At 68.8% G+C, this 19469-nt stretch carries 17 protein-coding genes; 1 reads left to right on the top strand and 16 read right to left on the bottom strand.

All coding sequences use genetic code 11. From position 1 onward, the window contains the following. Positions 1-229: 229 nt before the first annotated feature. The gene (locus tag Q5Z10_RS10290; protein WP_303638982.1) at positions 230-424 is read left to right on the top strand and encodes a heavy-metal-associated domain-containing protein; all 195 of its coding nucleotides are present in this window, start codon (positions 230-232) and stop codon (positions 422-424) included. Positions 425-505: 81 nt separating this feature from the next. Here the strand turns inward: Q5Z10_RS10290 and cueR are convergent, their stop codons facing one another. From cueR to hisG, 16 genes are all read right to left on the bottom strand, one after another. Then, a complete protein-coding gene (cueR, locus tag Q5Z10_RS10285; RefSeq protein ID WP_303638981.1) occupies positions 506-964 on the bottom strand; it encodes a Cu(I)-responsive transcriptional regulator in 459 nt (152 codons plus the stop codon). Positions 965-979: 15 nt separating this feature from the next. After that, on the bottom strand, positions 980-3481 hold the full coding sequence (locus tag Q5Z10_RS10280) for a heavy metal translocating P-type ATPase (protein ID WP_303638980.1): 2502 nt from the start codon (positions 3479-3481) through the stop codon (positions 980-982). A gap of 162 nt (positions 3482-3643) precedes the next feature. Beyond that, entirely contained in the window at positions 3644-6601 is a 2958-nt protein-coding gene (locus tag Q5Z10_RS10275) for a TonB-dependent receptor plug domain-containing protein (protein ID WP_303638979.1), read from the bottom strand. A gap of 296 nt (positions 6602-6897) precedes the next feature. After that, positions 6898-7365 (bottom strand): hypothetical protein, encoded by a 468-nt coding sequence (locus tag Q5Z10_RS10270; RefSeq protein ID WP_303638978.1) that lies wholly within the window; start codon positions 7363-7365, stop codon positions 6898-6900. 286 nt (positions 7366-7651) lie between these two features. After that, complete coding sequence (locus Q5Z10_RS10265) at positions 7652-8383, bottom strand: copper homeostasis protein CutC (RefSeq protein WP_303638977.1); 732 nt, start codon at positions 8381-8383, stop codon at positions 7652-7654. Next, on the bottom strand, positions 8380-9378 hold the full coding sequence (locus Q5Z10_RS10260) for a glycosylasparaginase (protein WP_303638976.1): 999 nt from the start codon (positions 9376-9378) through the stop codon (positions 8380-8382). The genes Q5Z10_RS10265 and Q5Z10_RS10260 overlap by 4 nt, the downstream gene beginning before the upstream one ends. A 56-nt stretch (positions 9379-9434) precedes the next feature. Then, a complete protein-coding gene (locus tag Q5Z10_RS10255; protein WP_303638975.1) occupies positions 9435-10457 on the bottom strand; it encodes a glucokinase in 1023 nt (340 codons plus the stop codon). 237 nt (positions 10458-10694) lie between these two features. Then, entirely contained in the window at positions 10695-12284 is a 1590-nt protein-coding gene (locus Q5Z10_RS10250; RefSeq protein WP_303638974.1) for a calcineurin-like phosphoesterase C-terminal domain-containing protein, read from the bottom strand. 105 nt (positions 12285-12389) lie between these two features. Then, positions 12390-13010, bottom strand: coding sequence for a bifunctional phosphoribosyl-AMP cyclohydrolase/phosphoribosyl-ATP diphosphatase HisIE (gene hisIE / locus Q5Z10_RS10245; RefSeq protein ID WP_303638973.1), 621 nt, complete (start codon positions 13008-13010; stop codon positions 12390-12392). Continuing rightward, positions 13000-13776 carry an imidazole glycerol phosphate synthase subunit HisF gene (gene hisF / locus Q5Z10_RS10240; protein WP_303638972.1) on the bottom strand — a complete coding sequence of 259 codons (777 nt, stop codon included), beginning with the start codon at positions 13774-13776 and terminating at the stop codon, positions 13000-13002. The genes hisIE and hisF overlap by 11 nt, the downstream gene beginning before the upstream one ends. Further along, entirely contained in the window at positions 13770-14504 is a 735-nt protein-coding gene (hisA, locus tag Q5Z10_RS10235; protein ID WP_303638971.1) for a 1-(5-phosphoribosyl)-5-[(5-phosphoribosylamino)methylideneamino]imidazole-4-carboxamide isomerase, read from the bottom strand. Before hisA ends, hisF begins: the two co-directional genes overlap by 7 nt. Continuing rightward, positions 14501-15103 (bottom strand): imidazole glycerol phosphate synthase subunit HisH, encoded by a 603-nt coding sequence (gene hisH, locus Q5Z10_RS10230; RefSeq protein ID WP_303638970.1) that lies wholly within the window; start codon positions 15101-15103, stop codon positions 14501-14503. The genes hisA and hisH overlap by 4 nt, the downstream gene beginning before the upstream one ends. Then, positions 15100-16173 carry a bifunctional histidinol-phosphatase/imidazoleglycerol-phosphate dehydratase HisB gene (gene hisB, locus Q5Z10_RS10225; protein WP_303638969.1) on the bottom strand — a complete coding sequence of 358 codons (1074 nt, stop codon included), beginning with the start codon at positions 16171-16173 and terminating at the stop codon, positions 15100-15102. The genes hisH and hisB overlap by 4 nt, the downstream gene beginning before the upstream one ends. Continuing rightward, positions 16170-17261, bottom strand: coding sequence for a histidinol-phosphate transaminase (gene hisC, locus Q5Z10_RS10220; protein WP_303638968.1), 1092 nt, complete (start codon positions 17259-17261; stop codon positions 16170-16172). Before hisC ends, hisB begins: the two co-directional genes overlap by 4 nt. Continuing rightward, positions 17258-18553, bottom strand: a complete 1296-nt coding sequence (hisD, locus tag Q5Z10_RS10215; RefSeq protein ID WP_303638967.1) for a histidinol dehydrogenase — start codon at positions 18551-18553, stop codon at positions 17258-17260. Before hisD ends, hisC begins: the two co-directional genes overlap by 4 nt. After that, positions 18550-19461: an ATP phosphoribosyltransferase gene (hisG, locus tag Q5Z10_RS10210; protein ID WP_303638966.1), complete on the bottom strand. Its 912-nt coding sequence runs from the start codon at positions 19459-19461 to the stop codon at positions 18550-18552. The genes hisD and hisG overlap by 4 nt, the downstream gene beginning before the upstream one ends. Positions 19462-19469: the final 8 nt, after the last annotated feature.

The following is a 19469-nucleotide window of genomic DNA, read 5'->3' as shown; positions in this document are numbered from 1 at the left end:
CATGGCCCGGCGCTACCTGGACACGTGATATCCGCCGGGCATGGCCCGGCGCGACCCGGCCATCTGGATTCCACCGGCATCGCCCGGCGGCATCCTGCAACGGCAACGCTCCTCCACGGCAGCCACGCTGGTACAGGTGGCTGCCGTTTTTCCGTGGCGGTCTGCTTGACCCTGCCATCGTTGGAAGGCGCACACTGGCCGCACCCCCAGAGCAATCAAGGAGCGACAGATGGAATTCCACGTAGAGGGCATGACCTGCGGCGGCTGCGCACGCAGCGTGGCCAAGGCGATCGAACAGGTCGATCCGCAGGCAAGCGTGCAGGCCGACCCGGCCAGCCGCCGGGTGCAGGTGCAGACCTCGGCCAGCGAGGCACAGATCGTGGCGGCGCTGACCGAGGCCGGTTTCCCGCCGCGCGCGGGCTGACCCCCGCGCGCAGGCACCTGCAACCCGGCCCGCCCCGTGCAGCTGCACAGGGCGGGCTTTTTCATGCGCGTTCGTGTTCGTTCAGTGCCGGGGCGATCGGCGGCGGACCGCGCCGGTCTTCGGCGCGCTGTCCGCCACCGCCCCATCATCCTCGCCCTCGCCCAGCCGCTGCAGGATCGGGCACTCGGGGCGGTCATCGCCGGCGCAGCAGCTGATCAGCGATTTCAGCGTATCGGCCATCTGCCGCATGTTCTCGATGCGCTGCTCCAGATCGTCGATATGCTGTTCGGCCAGGCGCTTGACGTCGGCACTGTGCCGCGACGTGTCGTTCCACAGGCCCAGCAGGTCGGTGATCTCGGCCACCGAGAAGCCGAGATCACGCGCGCGGCGGATGAAGCGCAGCCGGTGCACGTCGGCCTGCGAATAGGCCCGATAGCCTGACCCGGTGCGCTCGGCCGGGGGTATCAGGCCGATCTGCTCGTAGTAGCGGATCATCTTGGCCGAGACACTGGAGGCCCTGGATGCTTCACCGATGTTCATTGCGCCTTCTCCGGCTTACGGCGTTGCAGAGGGAGCGTCGACCAGCGGCGCCTTGAAGCGCCGCAGGCGCAGTGCATTGCCCAGCACGAACACACTGGACAGCGCCATCGCACCGGCGGCGAATACCGGTGACAGCAGGATGCCCCAGACCGGGTACAAGGCGCCGGCGGCAACCGGAATCAACGCGGTGTTGTAGGCAAAGGCCCAGAACAGGTTCTGGCGGATGTTGCCGAGGGTCGCCTTGGACAGCGCGATGGCATTCGGCACTCCCTGCAGGTTGCCCGACATCAGCACCACGTCGGCCGATTCGACCGCCACGTCGGTGCCGGTGCCGATCGCCAGGCCGACGTCCGCTGCTGCCAGCGCCGGTGCGTCATTGATGCCATCGCCGACGAAGGCGATCCTGCCGTGCGCGGCGCGCAGCCGGCGCACCGCCTCCACCTTGCCCTCGGGCAGTACTTCGGCCACCACTTCATCGATCCCCAGCTGGCGGGCGATGGCTTCCGCGGTACGCGCGTTGTCACCGGTAATCATCGCCACCTTCAAGCCGAGGTGATGCAGCGCGGCGATGGCGGCCGGCGTACTGGCCTTGACCGGATCGGACACCGCGATGACTGCGGCAAGGCGACCGTCGATGGCCGCATACAGCGGCGATTTCCCTTCATTGCCCAGCCGTTCGGCGGTCGCGTGGCTGCCCTCGATATCCACCGCCAGCGCGCGCATGAAGCGGTCCGCACCCACTTCAACGCGGGCACCGGCGACGGTCGCGCGCACGCCCATGCCGGTGACCGATTCGAAATCCGCCCGTTCCGGCAGGGCGAGGCCCTCGCCGGTCGCCGCATCGACGATCGCGCGCGCAATCGGATGCTCCGAACGGGATTCCACCGCAGCAACCGCCGCCAGCACGTGGGACCGTTCGAATCCGGCCACGATCTCCAGGTCGGTCAGCAGCGGGCGCCCTTCGGTGAGCGTGCCGGTCTTGTCGACGGCCACCACCTGCGCATCCTTCAACAGCTGCAGCGCCTCGCCCTTGCGGAACAGCACGCCCATCTCGGCGCCGCGACCGGTGCCGACCATGATCGAGGTCGGCGTCGCCAGCCCCATCGCGCACGGGCAGGCAATGATCAGCACCGCCACCGCATTGACCAGGGCGAAGGTCAGCGCCGGCGACGGTCCGAACAGCAGCCAGACCAGGAAGGTCGCCAGTGCCGCCAGCATCACCGCCGGCACGAACCACAGCGTCACCTTGTCGACCACCGCCTGGATGGGCAGCTTGGCGCCCTGCGCCTGTTCGACCAGGCGGATGATCTGCGCCAGCATGGTCTGCGCGCCCACCGCGGTCGCGCGCAGGGTCAGCGCGCCGTTCTGGTTCACGGTGCCGCCGACCACGCTGCTGCCAGCGGACTTCTCCACCGGCACCGGCTCGCCGGTGATCATCGATTCGTCAACGAAACTCCGGCCGTCGGTGACCTCGCCATCCACCGGCACGCGCTCGCCGGGCCGCACGTCAAGCAGATCGCCGGCGACCACCTCGCTGATCGGAACATCCACGCTGCGGCCATCACGCAGCACATGCGCGACCTTGGCCTGCAGGTTGACCAGGCGCTTGATCGCCTCCGAGGTCCGGCCCTTCGCACGCGCCTCCAGGAAGCGGCCGAGCAGGATCAGCGCAACGATCACCGCCGCTGCCTCGTAGTAGACGTTCACCGTGCCCGGCGGCAGCAGCCGCGGCAGGAACGTCGCCACCACCGAGTAACCGAACGCCGCGGCGGTACCCACCGCCACCAGAGAGTTCATGTCCGGTGCAAGCCGCAGCAGTGCCGGGAAACCCTTCTGGTAGAAGCGGCGGCCGGGAATGGCCAGCACCAGCAGGGTCAGTGCGAACTGCAGGTACCAGCTGGTCTGCATGCCGATGGTGGCCATCACCCATTCGTGCATGCCGGGAATCAGGTGCGAACCCATTTCCAGCACGAACACCGGCAGCGCCAGCGCGGTCGCCACGATCAGGTCGCGCTTCAGCCCAGCGCGCTCTGCATCCTTCTTTCCGGCGGCCTCCTCATCGGACTGCACGCCGGCCTCGATCGGGTGTGCGGCATAGCCGACCTTGTCGATGGCCGCCGCCAGTGCCTCCACCGCCGCCACGCCGCGCACGGTTGCCCGCTCCGTGGCGAGGTTCACGCTGGCCTGGCTGACACCCGGCACCGCCAGCAGCGCGCGCTCCACCCGACCCACGCAGGACGCGCAGGTCATGCCGTCCACCGCCAGTTCAACGGTCGCGGCAGGCACGTCGTAGCCCACCCGCTCCACCGCCTGGATCAGCTCGGCGCGATCGACCGGGCCGGACGTGCGGATATCCGCACGCTCGGTGGCCAGATTGACCGAAACACTGCCCACGCCGTCGACCTTGGACAGCGCCGCCTCGACCCGGCCGACACAGCTGGCGCAGGTCATGCCCTCGATGGGCAGGCTGATGGTGGCGGAGCTTGCGGGGGCTGCAACGGCGCGGGGCGTACTCATGATCGGATTCCCGGGATTCCTTCTGGATGCGGACAGGCTAAACCTTGCCATCGTAGGAAGGTCAAATCCCGCCTGTCCTCATGCCTGAATGGGCATCCAGGCCTCCGCCTCCGCGCTCAGCGGTAGCGCCGGGCGGTGCCCGGCGTACCTGCACGGTCCGCCTCAGAAGGTGAACACGTACTCCAGCGCGAACTCGCGGCCGACCGCACTGAGCAGGCGGGTCGGCGCGAAATCGTAATCCACCTTGTACGGGTCCTTGTGGTTCCAGCTGGCCGCGTTGAAGGCATTGTTGACGTAGACGTTGACCTTCATGTGCTCGGTGACCTGGTAGCCGACGTTGAAGTTCCAGGTGATGAACGGCCCGACCCGGCCGTAGTAGCGCGCCGTCTGCTGCCCGGCGTTCGGGTTCGGATTCGGCGAACCGTCCGGCCGCGTGGCGGGCTCCAGGCAGTTCAGCGACGGGCTGTCGCTGGGCACGTAGCCGTCGGCGAACGGCAGGCAGCCGCCCGGGTTGTCCAGCCGGTCGGTGCCCCAGTGGTAGCGCACGCCCGGCACCGAACCGACGCGGTCGGCATAGACATTGGCATTCCAGTTGCCACGCTGCCAGGCCAGGCTGGCCCGCAGCTTGCTGCGCAGGTCGCGGTCACGCCGCTCCGGGTTCGGATCGGCGGCATAGCGCTGCTCCTTGGTCGAGATCTGGTTGGTGTAGTTCACCCCCAGCTGGAAGCTGCCCCAGTGCGCGGTTTCCAGCCGGTAGCGGGCAGTCAGGTCGATGCCGCGCACTTCGCGGCTGGCCAGGTTGAACGGCCCGCGTTCGATCGACACCAGGCGGCCGCTGCTGTCACGGTTCACCCGCGCCAGGATGCCGGCGCAGTAGGCGTCGCCGGCCGGATTGGCCCAGGGCGTGCCGTCCATGTTCTTGCCGGTCAGGCAGCCGGCCTCGCTGGCCAGCACCTCGTCGGCGCCGACATCGACGATCATGTCTTCCAGCTTGATCGCCCAGTAGTCCGCGCTCATCGACAGATTGGGCAGCACGTCCCAGACGAAGCCGACCGTCCACGAATCACCGGTTTCCGAGCGCAGCAGCGGCGTGCCGCGGCGGTTCACATCGAACGCGTACCAGACATCGGTGTTGCCCACGCCGCAGTTGTTGACCAGGTAGGCACCGCTCTCGATGCAGCGCAGGCGGTCATAGGTCAGCACTTCCGAGCTGCTGGGCTGGCCCAGCAGGTAGTGCATGTCCGGCGCATGGAAGCTGGTGGCGTAGGAGCCGCGCACCAGCAGCGATTCGAACGGGCGCCATTCCAGACCGGCATTCCAGGTGGTTTCCTTCTGGCTGCCGATATCCAGGCCGTCGGCGCCGTCATCGGCGGTGTAGCTGCCATAGCGGTCGTAACGCGCTGCAGCGGTGGCGATCAGGTTCGCGGCCAACGGGATCTTGAATTCGACGCCGGCCGAGTAGCGCGTACGTTCGCCGCCACCCCGATCGACGTTCTGCAGATCGAAATCGATGCCGGCACGCGGATCCGGGTTGAGGTGGTAGCCCTGCTTGGCCACTTCAGCCACGGCCGCGAACGAGACCGGCCCGGCCCAGCCCTGGAACAGTTCGCCGGTGATGTCCGCCGACGCCTGGTTGACCCACGAACTTGCCCGGTTCTTCGCCACCGTGCCCATCTGCCAGTACTGGTCCGGCGTGATCGGGTTCCACCAGCGCGATTCGTTCAGCGCGTAGATCGCCTCGCCATCGGCGGTGGTGCCCAGGCGCGGGCCGAGGAAGAAGTCGTACGACTTCTGCTCGTCCACCACGTTCTGGCGCTCTTCAACGCGGTAATAGGACCGGCCGACCGTGGCGCTCCAGTCGAAGCGATCGGCCAGGCGCCCGCGCAGGCCGGCGCTCCAGTCCCAGGACAGTTCGCGGTTGGTGTTGCGCAGCGTATCCAGGCCACCCACTTCATTCGGGGTGAACTGGCGGACGCCCAGCACCGGGCGGTCGCGGGTGGCGTCCCAGTAGTAGCCGTTGGCATCGTCGATGAGGGTCGCGCTGGGTGGATTGGTGCCCCAGATCGCTTCGGAGCGGTACACCGCCAGATTGCTCCAGGCCTGCAGGTCGTCACCGAAGTCGAAGGTGGCGTACAGGTTGCCGGACACGTTCTCCGCACCACCGGTCAGCAGCCAGTTGCTGTAGTCGGCGCTCATGCCGCACAGGCGGCCGGTATTGGTGATCGTGTTGGCGTTGTAGTTGTAGACCAGGCGATCGGCGGTGTAGTACTCGCCATCGAACTTCTCGCAGGTGCCGGCAGGCGGCGCCAGGCGCTGGCCGGTGGTCGGATCGATCAGCGCCAGGCCGGCGGTGGGACGGAAGCCGACCTTGCGCTGCTCCATGTTCCACGACGGGTACGGCGCATCGTCAGCGTCGTCCATCTGCGGTCGGTCGCGGCCGAACAGTGGATCGCGCTTGGTGTACTGCAGCGCGTAGGTCACGCTCCAGGTGTCGCCGGTCTTGCCGCCGGCCCAGGACAGGTCCCAGGTATCGCGGCCGCCTTCGGTGGAGGTACCACCACGCACGCGCACTTCGTCGCCGTCGTAGTTGGTTTTCAGGATCACGTTGACCACGCCGGCGATCGCATCCGAACCGTAGATCGCCGAGGCACCACCGGTCAGCACTTCGATGCGCTCGACCGCCGCCGCGGGAATGTTGCTGTAGTTGGAGAAGTTGGTTTCCCCGCCATACGGCAGCGGGTAGTCGGCCACGCGGCGGCCGTTGACCAGCAGCAGCGAACGGTTGGGGCCCATGCCGCGCAGGTTCAGGCCGCTGGCGTTGGGCGTGTGCGAGCCCCACTGCGAGGCCGCTTCGACGGTGCCGGTCGCTTCGGTCAGGGTCTTCAGTGCGTCGTAGACGGTCACGAAGCCTTCCTTCTGGATCTGCGCGGCGGTGATCACGTTGACCGGTGCCGGCCCCTCGACGGCGGCGCGCTTGATGCGCGAGCCGGTCACGGTGACCGCATCGAGGTCCTTGGTGGACGAACTGGCCGCCTCCTGCGCGCCGGCAGCCAGAGGCAACAGGGCCAGGACCAGGGCCTGGGACAACAGGTGACGGCAGGTGCGGGCGGAATGAGCCATGGGTGGTTGCTCTTCGAAAGTGTGGACGCACGGACGGGTGGTGGCGCGGCACTACGGCTGATCCGGGCGCTGGATCGGTTCAAGACCGTCGCGGCGCCCTCCCCTGTGGATCGATCCAAACTAAAGCACAGCTGAACCATGCACGGCATGCGGCGGCGCAGCAACAGCCGGCGGCATGCCACTATCGGCTGCCGGTATCCAGAACAATCAAAGAGTTGCGAAACATCGCTGAGAGAACGGCGCACGAAGTAGTGACACGATCACGACAACTGCGCGCAGAACGGTTTTGTCCGACCTCAGCGATTCCCCTCACCCGATCGAGTCGGGACGAAGTGGCCATTTCGGAGGGCGTAGCGGCTCGACGCATCGCCTCCGGGTCTGATACCCCACCACTCGATGGTGAACCCGTCGCCCTGCCAGATGACCGAGGAAAGGTCGGATTCACTTTGGGGTCGCCCTGAGTTCTGGCTCGCCAGAGACAGGGTCTCAAGGCAGCTGCTGATCAATACCCTGCCGCGCTCAATGGGCTTCGGCAGGGTCAATTCGTAGACGAACAGATGGATCTCGCGCCCCGCGCCACAGCGCCCCATCGGGTTGGAAGCGTTTGAATCGAACACCTGATAGAGCGCGCGAAAGCGCTTCTCCCCGATCCGATGTACCCGTGTGTCGACGAATACGCCTGTAGCAGCGGGTGCCAGCGTCACGCCGCCCAGCAAATCGTCGATGCCGCCGCCCTCGGGTCCGACCGCCTTCCAGATAAACATTGGGGGCTGTCCCTCCTCTGCAGCTATTCCGGCGGTGTGCAGCAAACAGAGAAATAGCAGGAGCAATCGAGGCATGCGGAAGGAGGATCATTGCCACGGGGAGTTGGACCCCACTGTCAATAATCCTGGCTTGATCGTCTACCCGGAAACACAGAGGCCCCTGCGTTCCGATGTTTGGCAGACTGACTGGCAATCCGCGCAGGTCAGAAACGTCATTTTTCGGCAACGCGTGAGCATCCGGGTGAGGTCAGAGCCCTTCTGCGAAGGGATCCGCCCCGGGCAGCCCTCAGCCGTCCAGCGCCTGCCGCAACGCGGCCACGGTCGCGGTGGCGGTCTGGCTCCAGTCCGGGTCCAGCCCGCGCAGCGCCGGGTTTTGGAACTGCATCGCCGAGCGCCGCAGGCCCTTGGCCGAGGCGTGCAGTTCGGTGCAGCCGCTCCGTTGCGCAACGGCCGCGATGTTGCCAGGGCCCAACCCGGCGCCAGCCATCACCGTGATGCGTCCCGCCGCCTGGGCGACCAGACCCGCCAGCACATCGGCACCGGCCTCGGCGCTGGCCTGGCCGCCCGAGGTCAGCACACGCTGGCACCCCAGCCCGATCACCTGCTCCAGCGCGGCCGGCAGATCACGGGCAGCATCGAAGGCGCGATGGAAGGTCACCTGCAGTGGCCCGGCGGCCTGCACCAGTTCGCGGCACAGCGGCAGGTCGATGTCACCCTGCGCATCCAGTGCGCCAATCACCACGCCATCGCAGCCCAGCGCGCGGCATTGCGCGATGTCGCGCAGCATCAGCTCGGTTTCCAGCGCGTCGTAATGAAAATCGCCCGGGCGTGGCCGCACCAGCACGAACAGCGGAATCGACAGGCGTTCGCGGGCGATGGCGATGCTGGCGAACGACGGCGTGGTGCCGCCCTCGGCCAGGTTGTCGAACAGCTCGACGCGGTCGGCGCCCCCGGCCTGGGCGGCCAGTGCCGAGGCCAGCGAATTGCTGGCGATTTCCAGCGTGCGGCGGCCACTCACGCCTGCGTGCTCGTGTAGATCGACGGCGAATCGCGCAGGTCGTCCTGGCGCTGCGCATCGCACACGGCGTAGACGAAGCCGCGGTGCAGCGCATAGGCGCCCACCTCGCCCTGCTTGTTCATGGCCAGGAAACACACCTGCAGCGTCCTGCTCGCTTCGGGGCGCTTGCGCACCACGCGGTCGATCGCTTCGCGGCAGGCCTGCGCCGGCGAGCGCCCCTGGCGCATCAGTTCGACCACCAGGAACGAAGCGGCGTTGCGGATCATCTCTTCGCCCACGCCCGAGGCGGTGGCTGCGCCGACTTCGTTGTCGACATACAGGCCGGCGCCGATGATCGGGCTGTCGCCGACGCGACCGTGCAGCTTCCAGGCCATGCCGCTGGTGGTGCAGGCACCGGCCAGATTGCCCTTCGCATCCAGCGCCAGCATGCCGATGGTGTCGTGGTTGTCGCTGTTGCCGGGAAGCCCGCGGCGCTCGGCGTTGATCTGCGGCTGGTACTTTTCGGTCTTCAGCCACTCGCGCCACGCCGCTTCGGCCTTCGGGGTCAGCAGCTGCTGGCGCTCGAAGCCCTGCTGCAGCGCGAACTGCCGCGCGCCCTCGCCCACCAGCAGCACGTGCGGGCTGTTTTCCATCACCTTTCGGGCCACCGACACCGGATGCAGGATGTCGACCAGCGCGGCCACCGCACCACAGCGGCCATCGCCATCCATGATGCTCGCGTCAAGACTCAGCACGCCGTCGCGATCAGGGTTGCCGCAGTGGCCGACGGTGGGGTTGCACAGCTCGCTCTCGGCCCAACGTGCACCGGCTTCCACCGCATCCAGCGCAGTGCCTCCCGCGGCCAGGATCGTCCATGCAGCCTGGTTGGCCGGCACGCCGAAATCCCAGGTTGAAACCACTTTCGCCCCGGCCCGGGTACGTGCCTGCACGCCCGGCAGGGACGCCATGCCTGCGGCCAGCGCACCGGCCTGCAGGAACTGCCTGCGATCCACCATCTTCCCCTCCTGGTCTGCTTTGCGCGGCCGGCCCGATGCCGGCCACACCCCATGGTTCAGTCGTGCGCGGTCTGCCGCGCGGCGTGCCAGACCGCGGCGCCGAGCACGCCCAGCTGGCCGTGCTCCACCCGCCACACCGGCACCTGGCGCAGCACGTCGGTCAGCACGCCCTTGTTGAGGAAGCGCTCACGGAAGCGGCCATCGGCCAGGAAATCCTGCACGTGCGCGGAAATGCCGCCGGCCAGGTACACCGAGCGCGCGCCGACGGCGATCGCCGCGTCACCAGCCAGGCTGCCCAGCCAGGCGCAGAACACCTGCAGCGTCTCAACCGCCAGCGCGTCCTCACCGCTACGCGCGGCGCCGATCAGCGCCTCGGTGCTGGTCCATACCGGAGCGACGCCGCGCAGCTCGCACAGGCACGGGTACAGGTTCATCAGGCCGCTGCCGGACAGCACGCGTTCGTTGTCGACGTGGGGCCAGCGCCGCAGCAGTTGTCCCAGCACCTGCAGTTCCAGTGCGTTGCCGGCGCCGAGTGCGGCGTGGCCGATCTCGCTGGGCAACACCGGGCGTCCGCCATCAGCGAAGCGCAGGGCAGCGCCGAGACCGGTACCGGCACCGAGCACCAGCGCCGGAAACGCCTGCGCCGGGTCGGCATCGCCATTCAACGGCACCAGCGTATCGGCCTGCAGGTAGGGGATGGCCAGCGCCACCGCCTCGAAATCGTTGATCAGCTGCAGCTCGTGCAGCCCGGACTGCGCGCGGGTGGCCGACAGCGAGACCGTCCACGGCAGGTTGGCATTGATCAGCACATCGCCATCGAGCAGGCCGGCGATGGCCACCACCGCGGTCCGCACCGGTACCTCGAGGCTGGCGGTGAAGTCGGCCAGGATCGCGGCCAGGCTGGCGTGGTCGGCGCAGGCATAGGTGCGGTAGCTGCCCAGCCGTGGCGCCTGCCCCGGCGTGGTTTCGGCCAGCGCCAGGCGGGCGAAGGTGCCGCCGACATCGGCGACGACCAGACTGCGCGGAAGGCCGCCGCGGGCGGAGTCGGAGGAAACCGGAGACGCTGCTGCGATGGTCACGCTGGCCTGCTTGGATCGATTGAATCGTGCCGATTCTCAGGCATTGGAGCGGCTTTGCCTAGCACGGCACGGCGCCCGCCCGGCTACATGCCTTCCTGTTCCACCACCTGCACGCCGTCCACCAGCGCCCGCAGGCGCTGCGGCCGGAAACCGGCGAACAGCAGCGGCCGGGTGCGCTGGACCAGCACGTGGTGCCCGGCGATGTGGCGCTGCCACGACTGTACCAGCCGCCCCGGCTCAGGGCCGGGCGGTCTGCAGACTGTAGCTGGTGGTGGCGGTGAACACCGCGCCGTCCGGCTGGGTGGACCGCACCTCGACCTTGTGGCTGCCCACCGCCAGATCGGTCGGCAGCGCGCCGCGCCACAGGTGCGGCGAGGCGGTGGCTTCCGGCGAACGGTCGTAGCCCCGCAGCGCAGGCGCCAGATCGTCGGCCACGTTCTCCACCATCAGCCGCGGATCGGGCTGGCTGACCTGCTTCATCGGCTGCCAGGCACCGCCATCGATGCGGTACTCGACCACGCTGGCATCCTCGCCCATGTACACGTTGGCGTACACGCCCCACGCCGGGTAGGCCCCCTGGCGCAGCACCTTCGGCGCATGCAGGCCGATCTGCTCGCTGGCGGCGGCGCCGGCCACGCGGTACTGCAGGCGGTAGCTGCCGTTGCCGGCCACGTCCAGCAGCGCATAGCCCTTGGGCGTGCCGTCGCTCATGGTGCTGTCCGGCACGCCGGCGGCATTCTTCACCCCCGACCAGAACGCGCCGCAGTTGGCGCCGACGTTGTATTCGTGCAGCGGCTTGTCACCCTGCCAACCCTCGGCTTTGCCGTGGTACACGTGCTGCTGGGTATGGCTGTGGCCACTGAGCACCAGCACGTTGCGGAAGTCCTTCAACAGGTCGAACAGGCGCTGGCGGTCGGCATGGCGGAAGGTTTCGCGCCCCGGCGCTGCGTCGAACAACGGGATGTGCATGCCCAGCACCAGCAGGCGGTCCTTGCGCAGGCCCTGCAGATAGCCTGCCAGGAAGGTGAACTGATCTTCGCGCAGGCCGCCTACGTACTTCGGCTTCGCCTTCGGGTCGTACACCACGTCGTCGAGGAACACGAAACTGGCGCCGCCCTCTTCCACCGCGTAGGTATCGGGCCCATAGATGTTGCGCCAGCTGTCGAGCGAATGCGCATCACTGGCCGCGTCGAAATCCAGATCGTGATTGCCGGGCACATGGAACCACGGCACGCCCAGCTGGGTGGTGACCTGGTTGATCGCCGGGTACAGGCTCAGGTCGTCGTTGACGATGTCGCCCAGGGTGGTGCCCAGCCGGGCCTTGGTCTGGCCCACCAGCGGGGCCACGATCGACTGCTGGTAATAGCCGATGTCCTGCAGGCTGGCGGTCTGCGAATCGGTGAACACCAGCATCTGGAAGCCGCGACGGCTGTCGTGGCGATCCGACTGCAGGGCGAAATCCCAGCTGCGGGTGGCATCACCGGTGGCGGCGATGCCGCCGTACTTCAGCACCGCTGAACCGGTGGGGCGGTAGTGGCGCCAGAACGAGGGCAGGCCGTCGGCCGCCTTCGGGAAGGAATAGGCGTCGGGCTTGATCACGAACACCGTCTGCCCATCGCGCACCGGCAGCGAATAGCTGCCATCGGCCGCGGTCCTGACGATGGTTTCGCCGTTGGAGACCTGCACACCTGCCAGGCCCGGGTCGGTGGCACCACGACCGGCCTTGCCGTCGCGTTCCAGATAGACCTTGCCACTGACCGTCGTATCGGCGGCCCAGGCCGGCGAGGTCAGCAGCAGGCAGCACAACCAGGCGGCAGGCAGTTTCATCGGGGCGGTCCGGGAGAGAAAGACCGCCTATTGTAGATTCCGTTGATGACATCGCGCACGCGCTGTCGCCAGCGGGATGCGGACCGTTGGTCCACATGCCGCCGCTCAACGATGACGCTTTTCCAGGACCGCCCGCGCATCCTCCAGCGACAGCCCGCGTGCGCGCAGCAGCACCAGCAGGTGATACAGCAGGTCGGCCGCTTCGCCGAGCAGCGCGTCGTCGTCCTGCGCGACCGCGGCCAGCGCAGTCTCCACGCCCTCCTCGCCCACCTTCTGCGCGATGCGGCGGACACCGCCTTCGAACAGCGTGGTGGTATAGCTGCCGGCGGGCCGCTGCGCATCGCGCACCGCGACCAGCCGGTCCAGCGCTCCCAGGAAATCCTTCGGCGCCTGGTCGAAACAGCTGTCGGCGCCGGTGTGGCAGGTCGGACCGGCCGGGCGCGCCAGCACCAGCACGGTGTCGGCGTCGCAGTCCACGCGGATCGACTGCACCGCCAGCACGTGGCCGGACTGTTCGCCCTTGGTCCACAGGCGCTGCCTGCTGCGGCTGTAGAAGGTCATCTGCCCGGTCACCCGGGTGATGTGCAGCGACTCGGCGTTGACATAGCCCAGCATCAGCACCTGCAGGGTATCGGCATCCTGCACCACGGCCGGAAGCAGGCCATCGCCCTTTGCCCAGTCGAGCGATTCCAGCGCCTGCGGCGAAGGGCGTACTTCAATAGACATCTCGAACCTCGATCTGTTGTTCGCGCAGGTAGCGCTTCAGGTCGGCAATGCCGATGGCACCGCTGTGGAACACGCTGGCGGCCAGTGCGCCGTCCACGTCGGCCAGGTCGAAGGCCTGTGCGAAATGCTCCATCGCACCGGCTCCGCCAGAGGCGATGAGCGGCACGCTGCACAGCGCGCGGGCCTGCCGCAGCTGTTCCACATCGTAGCCACGGCGCACGCCGTCGCTGTCCATGCAGTTCAGCACGATCTCGCCGGCACCGCGGCGCTGCGCCTCGACGATCCAGTCCAGCGTGCGCAACGGCACGGCCTGGGTCCTGCTCGGGTCACCGCTGAAGCGGCGTACCCGCCATTGGCCATCGTCCTCGCGCACCGAATCGACGCCGACCACCACGCACTGCACACCGAACGCCTCGGCCAGCTCGCTGATCAGCTCGGGGTGGCCCAGCGCGGGCGAATTGATCGACACCTTGTCCGCGCCGGCAAACAGCACCCGGCGCGCGGTTTCCACGCTGTCGATGCCACCGGCCACGCAGAACGGGATGTCGATCAGGCGCGCGATGCGCTCGATCCAGGCCACGTCCACCGAGCGTGCCTCGGGGCTGGCGTCGATGTCATAGAACACCAGCTCGTCGGCGCCCTGGTCGCGATAGCGCTGCGCCAGCTCGGCGATGTCGCCCATGTCGACGTGGTCGCGGAAGCGCACGCCCTTGACCACGCGCCCATCGCGCACGTCCAGGCAGGGAATGATGCGGCGGCTCAACATGCCAATGCCTCGCCCAGGTCCATGCGCTGTTCCAGCAGCGCCTTGCCGAGGATGGCGCCGGCACAGCCGGCCGCACGCGCTTCGGCCACGTCGGCCACGTCACGGATGCCGCCGGATGCCTGCACCGCCACGCCCGGCAGCCGCGCCGACAGGTGCGCGTAGAGGCTGATGTTGGGGCCGGCCAGCATGCCGTCGCGGGCGATGTCGGTGCACAGCAGGTGACGCATGCCAGCGCGCGCGTAGCGCTCGGCCAGGTCGTCCAGAGTCACCCCGGCATTCTCGGTCCAGCCGTGCACCGGCAGCTGCCACTGGCCCTGCGCGTCCTGGCGGGCATCCAGGGCAATCGTGATGCGCTCGGCACCGAACTCATCCAGCCAGCCCAGCACTTCATCGGGGCGGCGCACGGCCAGCGAACCGACCACCACGCGGCTGGCGCCTGCGTCCAGGATACGCGCCACGTCGTCACGGCCACGCACACCGCCACCGGTCTGCACCTGCAACGGCGTGTGCTGGCGGATCGCCGCCAGCAGCGGGGCCAGGGTGTAGCCGCCGGCCCGCGCAGCGTCCAGGTCGACCAGGTGCATCCACTGCGCGCCGTGCGCGGCAAACGTCTGCGCGCGCGGGAGCGGGTCGTCGCCGTAGGAGGTTTCCTGCGCGTAGTCGCCCTGGCGCAGCCGCACCACGCGGCCGTCGCGGATATCCAGTGCGGGGTAGACGGTGAAACTCATGCAGCAGTGCCCTCGAGGAAATTGCGCAGCATCAGCGAACCGGTGTCGCCGGAACGCTCGGGGTGGAACTGGGCACCGAAGTAGCGCCCCTGCTCCACCACCGCAGTGAACAGTCCGCCGTGGTCGCAGGCGGCGACGGTGTGGGCGTTCAGCGGCGCGGCATAGCTGTGCACGAAGTACGCGCTGGAACGGTCCGGCACGCCCCGCAGCAGCAGCGACGGGCGCAGCGCCAGCAGCCGGTTCCAGCCCATGTGCGGCACGCGGATGCCACAGGCCGGCACCAGTCTGCGCACCGTGCCGGGAATCAGGCCCAGCGCATCCACGCCGGTTTCTTCGGAACGCTCGAACAGCAGCTGCATGCCCAGGCAGATGCCCATCAGCGGCACCTCCAGGCGGCGCAGCGGTTCAACCAGGCCCTGCGCATGCAGGCGCTGCATGCCCGGTGCGGCCGCACCGACGCCGGGCAGGATCACCCGCTGTGCGCCCACCAGGCCGTCGGCATCGCGCACCAGGCGCACGCGCGCGCCGAGCCGCTCCAGCGCGTAGCGCACCGAGCCGAGGTTGGCCCCGCCAGCATCGATCAGGGCAACGTCGGTCACAGCGCCCCCTTGGTGCTCGGCAGCGCGGTGCCCTGCCGGGCCAGCGCCGGGCGCAGTGCACGCGCCAGCGCCTTGAAGCAGGCTTCCACTTTGTGGTGATCGTTGTCGCCGCGCACCTGCAGGTTGAGGTTCAGGCCACTGGCATCGCACAGCGAACGGAAGAAGTGCGGCACCAGCTCGGTGGGCATGTCCCCTACCCGCTCGCGCTTGAACTCGCCTTCGAACACGAAGTACGGGCGGCCACTGAAGTCCAGTGCGGCGCTGGCCAGGGTTTCGTCCATCGGCAGGGTGAAGCCGTAGCGGCCGATGCCGCGCTTGTCACCCAGCGCCTCGCGCAGCGCCTGGCCCAGCGCGAGCCCGGTATCCTCGATGGTGTGGTGTTCGTCGATGTGCAGGTCACCCTCGGCCTGGATGTCCAGGGCGAACCCTGCGTGCTTGCCGATCTGTTCCAGCATGTGGTCGAAGAACGGCAGCCCGGTGGCGATGCGCGCATCACCGGCACGGTCCAGATCCAGTTCGACGCGGATCCTGGTCTCTTTCGTGTTGCGCTGGACCACGGCGGTGCGCGGCGCATCGGCCAGCGCGTGGGCGATGCCCGGCCAGTCCCACGCGCCGCCGAACTGCTCGGTACGCAGCTGGAACCCGCGGATGTTGAGATTGTCGGCGAACTGCAGGTCGGTGATGCGGTCGCCCACCATGCCCGAGCGCGCCCAGTCGATGCTGCGGTCCTGCAGGTAGGCGGTCATCAGGCCGATGCCCGGCTTGCGCGTGGGCGCGTTGTCCTGCGGCCAGCTGCAGTCCACCAGCACGTCACGGAAGATGATGCCCTGGCTCTGGAAGATCTGCAGCATCAGGTCATTGGGACCATCGAAACTGGCGCGCGGGTAGCTGTCGCTGCCCAGCCCATCCTGGTTGGTGACGATCACGAACTGGTAACCGGCGTCGCGCAGCTTCAGCAGCGCCGGAATCACCTGCGGTACGAAGCGCAGCTTCTCGTAGGCGTCGATCTGGAAATCGGCCGGCTCCTCGATGAGCGTGCCGTCGCGGTCGATGAACAGGATCGGGGTCATGCCGCGGCCCTCCGCGCCGACAGCGCGGCCAGCATGCGGTCGTTCTCCTCGGGGCTGCCGATGCTGATGCGCAGCGCGTCATCCAGCTGCGGCGCGGCGCGCTGGTCGCGTACCACCACCCCCGCCGCCAGCAGCGTGTCGAAGGCGGCCTGGGCGTCGGCGAAGCGGACCAGCAGGTAGTTGCCGGCCGAGGCGTACACGCGGCGTACCCCGGGCAGGCCGGCCAGTGCCGCGCGCAGGCGTTCGCGCTCGGCGATGACGGTGGCCACGCGCTCGGCGGTGCGTGCCAGCGCAGCCGGCTGCAGTGCCTGCACGGCCAGTTCCGCGCACGGTGTCGGCACCGGGTACGGGGCCTGGCAGCGTCGCAGCACCGCAATCAGTTCCGGTGCGGCGATCAGCGTACCGATCCGGGCAGCAGCCAGCGCATGGGCCTTGGACAGGGTGCGCAGCACCGCCAGGTTGGCGTGGGTACCCAGCAAGGTGGTGGCCGACGCGCGCCCGGCATACTCCACATAGGCCTCGTCCACCACCACCAGCGCCTGGCCGCGCAGCGCGCCGGCGACACGTTCGACCTCGGCCAGGGCGATGTCACTGCCGGCCGGATTGGACGGCGCGCACAGGAACACCAGCTTCGCCGACCGCGCCTTGGCCGTGGCGATCACGGCGTCCAGGTCGGCGCGCAGGCCCTGCGCGTTGTCCACCAGCGGCACTTCGATCAGCGGCGCGCGCTGCAGGTTGGCGCAGACGGCGTACATGCCGAACACCGGCGGGGTGACCAGCACGCCATCGCGGCCGGGCACGCACAGTGCGCGCACCAGCAGATCGATGGCCTCGTCGCTGCCCCGGCCCAGCAGCAGCTGGTCCGGCTGCACCTGGTACAGCGCAGCCAGCGCGGCACGCAGCGCGCCGGGCTGCGGTTCCGGATAGCGCCGGCTGGCGCCGCTGGCATCGGCCGGATTGGCCCAGGCCGATTCATTGGCGTTCAGCCAGACATCGCCCTGTACCGCCGCACTGCGCGCCGAGCTGTACCCGGCGAAGGCCTGCAGGTCCGGGCGCACCAGCGCCAGCACGTCATTGATGGCGCTCATGCGGCCACCTCCATGCGCAGCGCCACCGCCCGTTCGTGCGCGTCCAGGCCTTCGGCACGGGCCAGGATGCGCGCGCAGCCACCTATCGCGGCCAGGCCCTCTGCGCTGGCGCTCTGCACGCTGATCAGGTTCTGGAAGCTGGCCACGCTGACCCCGCTGTAGGCACGCGCAGCACCCGCGGTGGGCAGCACGTGGTTGGTGCCGCTGCAATAGTCGCCCAGGGCTTCAGGCGTGTAGTCACCCAGGAACACCGAGCCGGCCGCCTGCACCTGGTCCAGCCAACGGCGGGGTTCGCGCAGCGCCAGGATCAGGTGCTCGGGCGCGTAGCGGTTGCTGATGGCGAACGCATCATCCAGCGTGTCCACCAGGATCAGCTGCGAAGCCGACAGCGCCTGCCGCGCGATCTCCTGCCGCGGCAGCCGTGCGAGCTGGCGCTGCACCTCCGCCTCGACCGCGGCCAGCATCGCCGCATCATCGGTGAGCAGCACGACCTGCGAATCCGGGCCGTGCTCGGCCTGCGACAGCAGATCGGCGGCTACGAAGGCAGGGGTGGCACCGGCGTCGGCGATCACCAGCACCTCGGATGGACCGGCCGGCATGTCGATCGCCGCTGCACCGTCCTGCGCGACCTGCTGCTTGGCCTCGGTCACGAAACTGTTGCCCGGCCCGAACAGCTTGTCGCAGGCCGGGATGCTGGCGGTACCGTAGGCCATCGCAGCGATTGCCTGCGCACCGCCCAGCTTGAACACGCGCTGCACGCCGGTCAGGCGCGCTGCCACCAGCACCGCTGGATCAGCCGTGCCATCGGCACGCGGCGGCGTGCACAGCACCACCTGCGGGCACCCGGCCAGGCGTGCGGGAACGCCCAGCATCAGCGCGGTCGAGGGCAGCGGCGCGCTGCCGGCCGGCACATACAGGCCGACCCGGCCGATCGGCCGCAGCATGCGTTCGCAGACCACGCCCGGCGCGGTTTCAACAGCATAGCCCTGGCCCATGCCGGCGCGGTGGAAGCGCGTGATGCGGTCGGCCGCGTCGACCATGGCCTGGCGAAGCGTCGCCGGAATCGTCGCTTCGGCAGCGGCGAATTCGGCGTCGGTGACTTCAAAGCCGTCCAGCGCGACGCCATCGAAGCGCGCGGTGATCGAACGCAGTGCCTCATCGCCCTGAGCGCGCACCTGCGCGATCAGCGCCGCCACCGCCTGGCGGGTCTGCTGTGCAACGGCCTGCACCGGGCGGGTCAGGGCTGCACCGCGCGCAGCGTCATCAAGGTGTGACCAGATCAGACGATTCATGCCAGCGACCGCTCCACGCTCAGTACCATCAGGCCCTGCGCACCGGCGCGCTCCAGCTCTTCCATGCGCTGCCAGGTCAATGGCCCCGGGCACATGGTCTGCAGCCGCAACGCGCCGCCATCGGCTGGCAAACGCACCAACGGCTCGGCATCGGCCAACAGGTCTGCCAACGCCGCCACGCGGTCTTCGGCCGCGCGGAACATCAGCAGCTTGCGGTCCTGGCGCTGCACCACACCGTCCAGCCGGCGCAGCAGCATGCTGCGCAGCGCGCCGCGGGCGTCGTCGGGAATGCGCACCGCACCTGCCAGCACCGCTTCGCTGTCCAGCAGGTTGTGCACCGGGGTCAACTGGTTGGCGCGCAGCGTGGCACCGCTGGAAACCAGGTCGCAGATCAGGTCGGCGGTACCCAGGCGGGGAGCGATCTCGACCGAACCGGACAGCTCCACCACCTGTGCCTGCACGCCTTGCGCCGCCAGCCACTGGCTGAGGATGGCCGGGTAGCTGGTAGCGATGCGCGTGCCCGCCAGCTGCGCAGGCCCCTGCCACTGCCACTCCTCCGGCACCGCCAGCATCAGCCGGCACTGGCCGAAGCCCAGCCCGCGCAGCGCCTGGTAGGCATCGGGCAGGCCGAGCTGGCGACGTGCAGCGGCCTGCTCATCCAGTTCGTTGCGGCCGACGATGCCGAGGTCGCAGACGCCGTCGGCGATCAGGCCGGGGATGTCGTCGTCGCGCACCAGCAGCAGGTCCACCGGCAGCGACTCGCCGTAGCAGAACAGCTTGTCGCGGCTTTCGCGCCAGCTCAGGCCACAGGCGCTGAGCAGGTTGCGGGCGGGTTCGGCCAGCCGGCCGCTCTTCTGGATGGCGATACGCAGCCGGTCTCGCGCCGGCGCTGCCTGGGTTGCACTCATGGGGGAGG

It is taken from the genome of Stenotrophomonas sp. 704A1, assembly GCF_030549525.1.
In the GTDB taxonomy this organism is placed as follows: Bacteria; Pseudomonadota; Gammaproteobacteria; order Xanthomonadales; family Xanthomonadaceae; genus Stenotrophomonas; species Stenotrophomonas tuberculopleuritidis.
Note: the sequence above shows the minus strand (reverse complement) of the source record. Positions and strands in the feature narration are given on the sequence as shown.

Coding starts and splice junctions, on each gene's coding strand:
- Q5Z10_RS10275 (WP_303638979.1), bottom strand. CDS start 6,601: ATGGCTCATTCCGCCCGCACCTGCCGTCACCTGTTGTCCCAGGCCCTG.
- hisG (WP_303638966.1), bottom strand. CDS start 19,461: ATGAGTGCAACCCAGGCAGCGCCGGCGCGAGACCGGCTGCGTATCGCC.
- hisA (WP_303638971.1), bottom strand. CDS start 14,504: ATGAGTTTCACCGTCTACCCCGCACTGGATATCCGCGACGGCCGCGTG.
- Q5Z10_RS10270 (WP_303638978.1), bottom strand. CDS start 7,365: ATGTTTATCTGGAAGGCGGTCGGACCCGAGGGCGGCGGCATCGACGAT.
- Q5Z10_RS10280 (WP_303638980.1), bottom strand. CDS start 3,481: ATGAGTACGCCCCGCGCCGTTGCAGCCCCCGCAAGCTCCGCCACCATC.
- Q5Z10_RS10250 (WP_303638974.1), bottom strand. CDS start 12,284: ATGAAACTGCCTGCCGCCTGGTTGTGCTGCCTGCTGCTGACCTCGCCG.
- hisB (WP_303638969.1), bottom strand. CDS start 16,173: ATGACCCCGATCCTGTTCATCGACCGCGACGGCACGCTCATCGAGGAG.
- cueR (WP_303638981.1), bottom strand. CDS start 964: ATGAACATCGGTGAAGCATCCAGGGCCTCCAGTGTCTCGGCCAAGATG.
- hisIE (WP_303638973.1), bottom strand. CDS start 13,010: ATGTCTATTGAAGTACGCCCTTCGCCGCAGGCGCTGGAATCGCTCGAC.
- hisF (WP_303638972.1), bottom strand. CDS start 13,776: ATGTTGAGCCGCCGCATCATTCCCTGCCTGGACGTGCGCGATGGGCGC.
- hisC (WP_303638968.1), bottom strand. CDS start 17,261: ATGAGCGCCATCAATGACGTGCTGGCGCTGGTGCGCCCGGACCTGCAG.
- Q5Z10_RS10260 (WP_303638976.1), bottom strand. CDS start 9,378: ATGGTGGATCGCAGGCAGTTCCTGCAGGCCGGTGCGCTGGCCGCAGGC.
- hisD (WP_303638967.1), bottom strand. CDS start 18,553: ATGAATCGTCTGATCTGGTCACACCTTGATGACGCTGCGCGCGGTGCA.
- Q5Z10_RS10290 (WP_303638982.1), top strand. CDS start 230: ATGGAATTCCACGTAGAGGGCATGACCTGCGGCGGCTGCGCACGCAGC.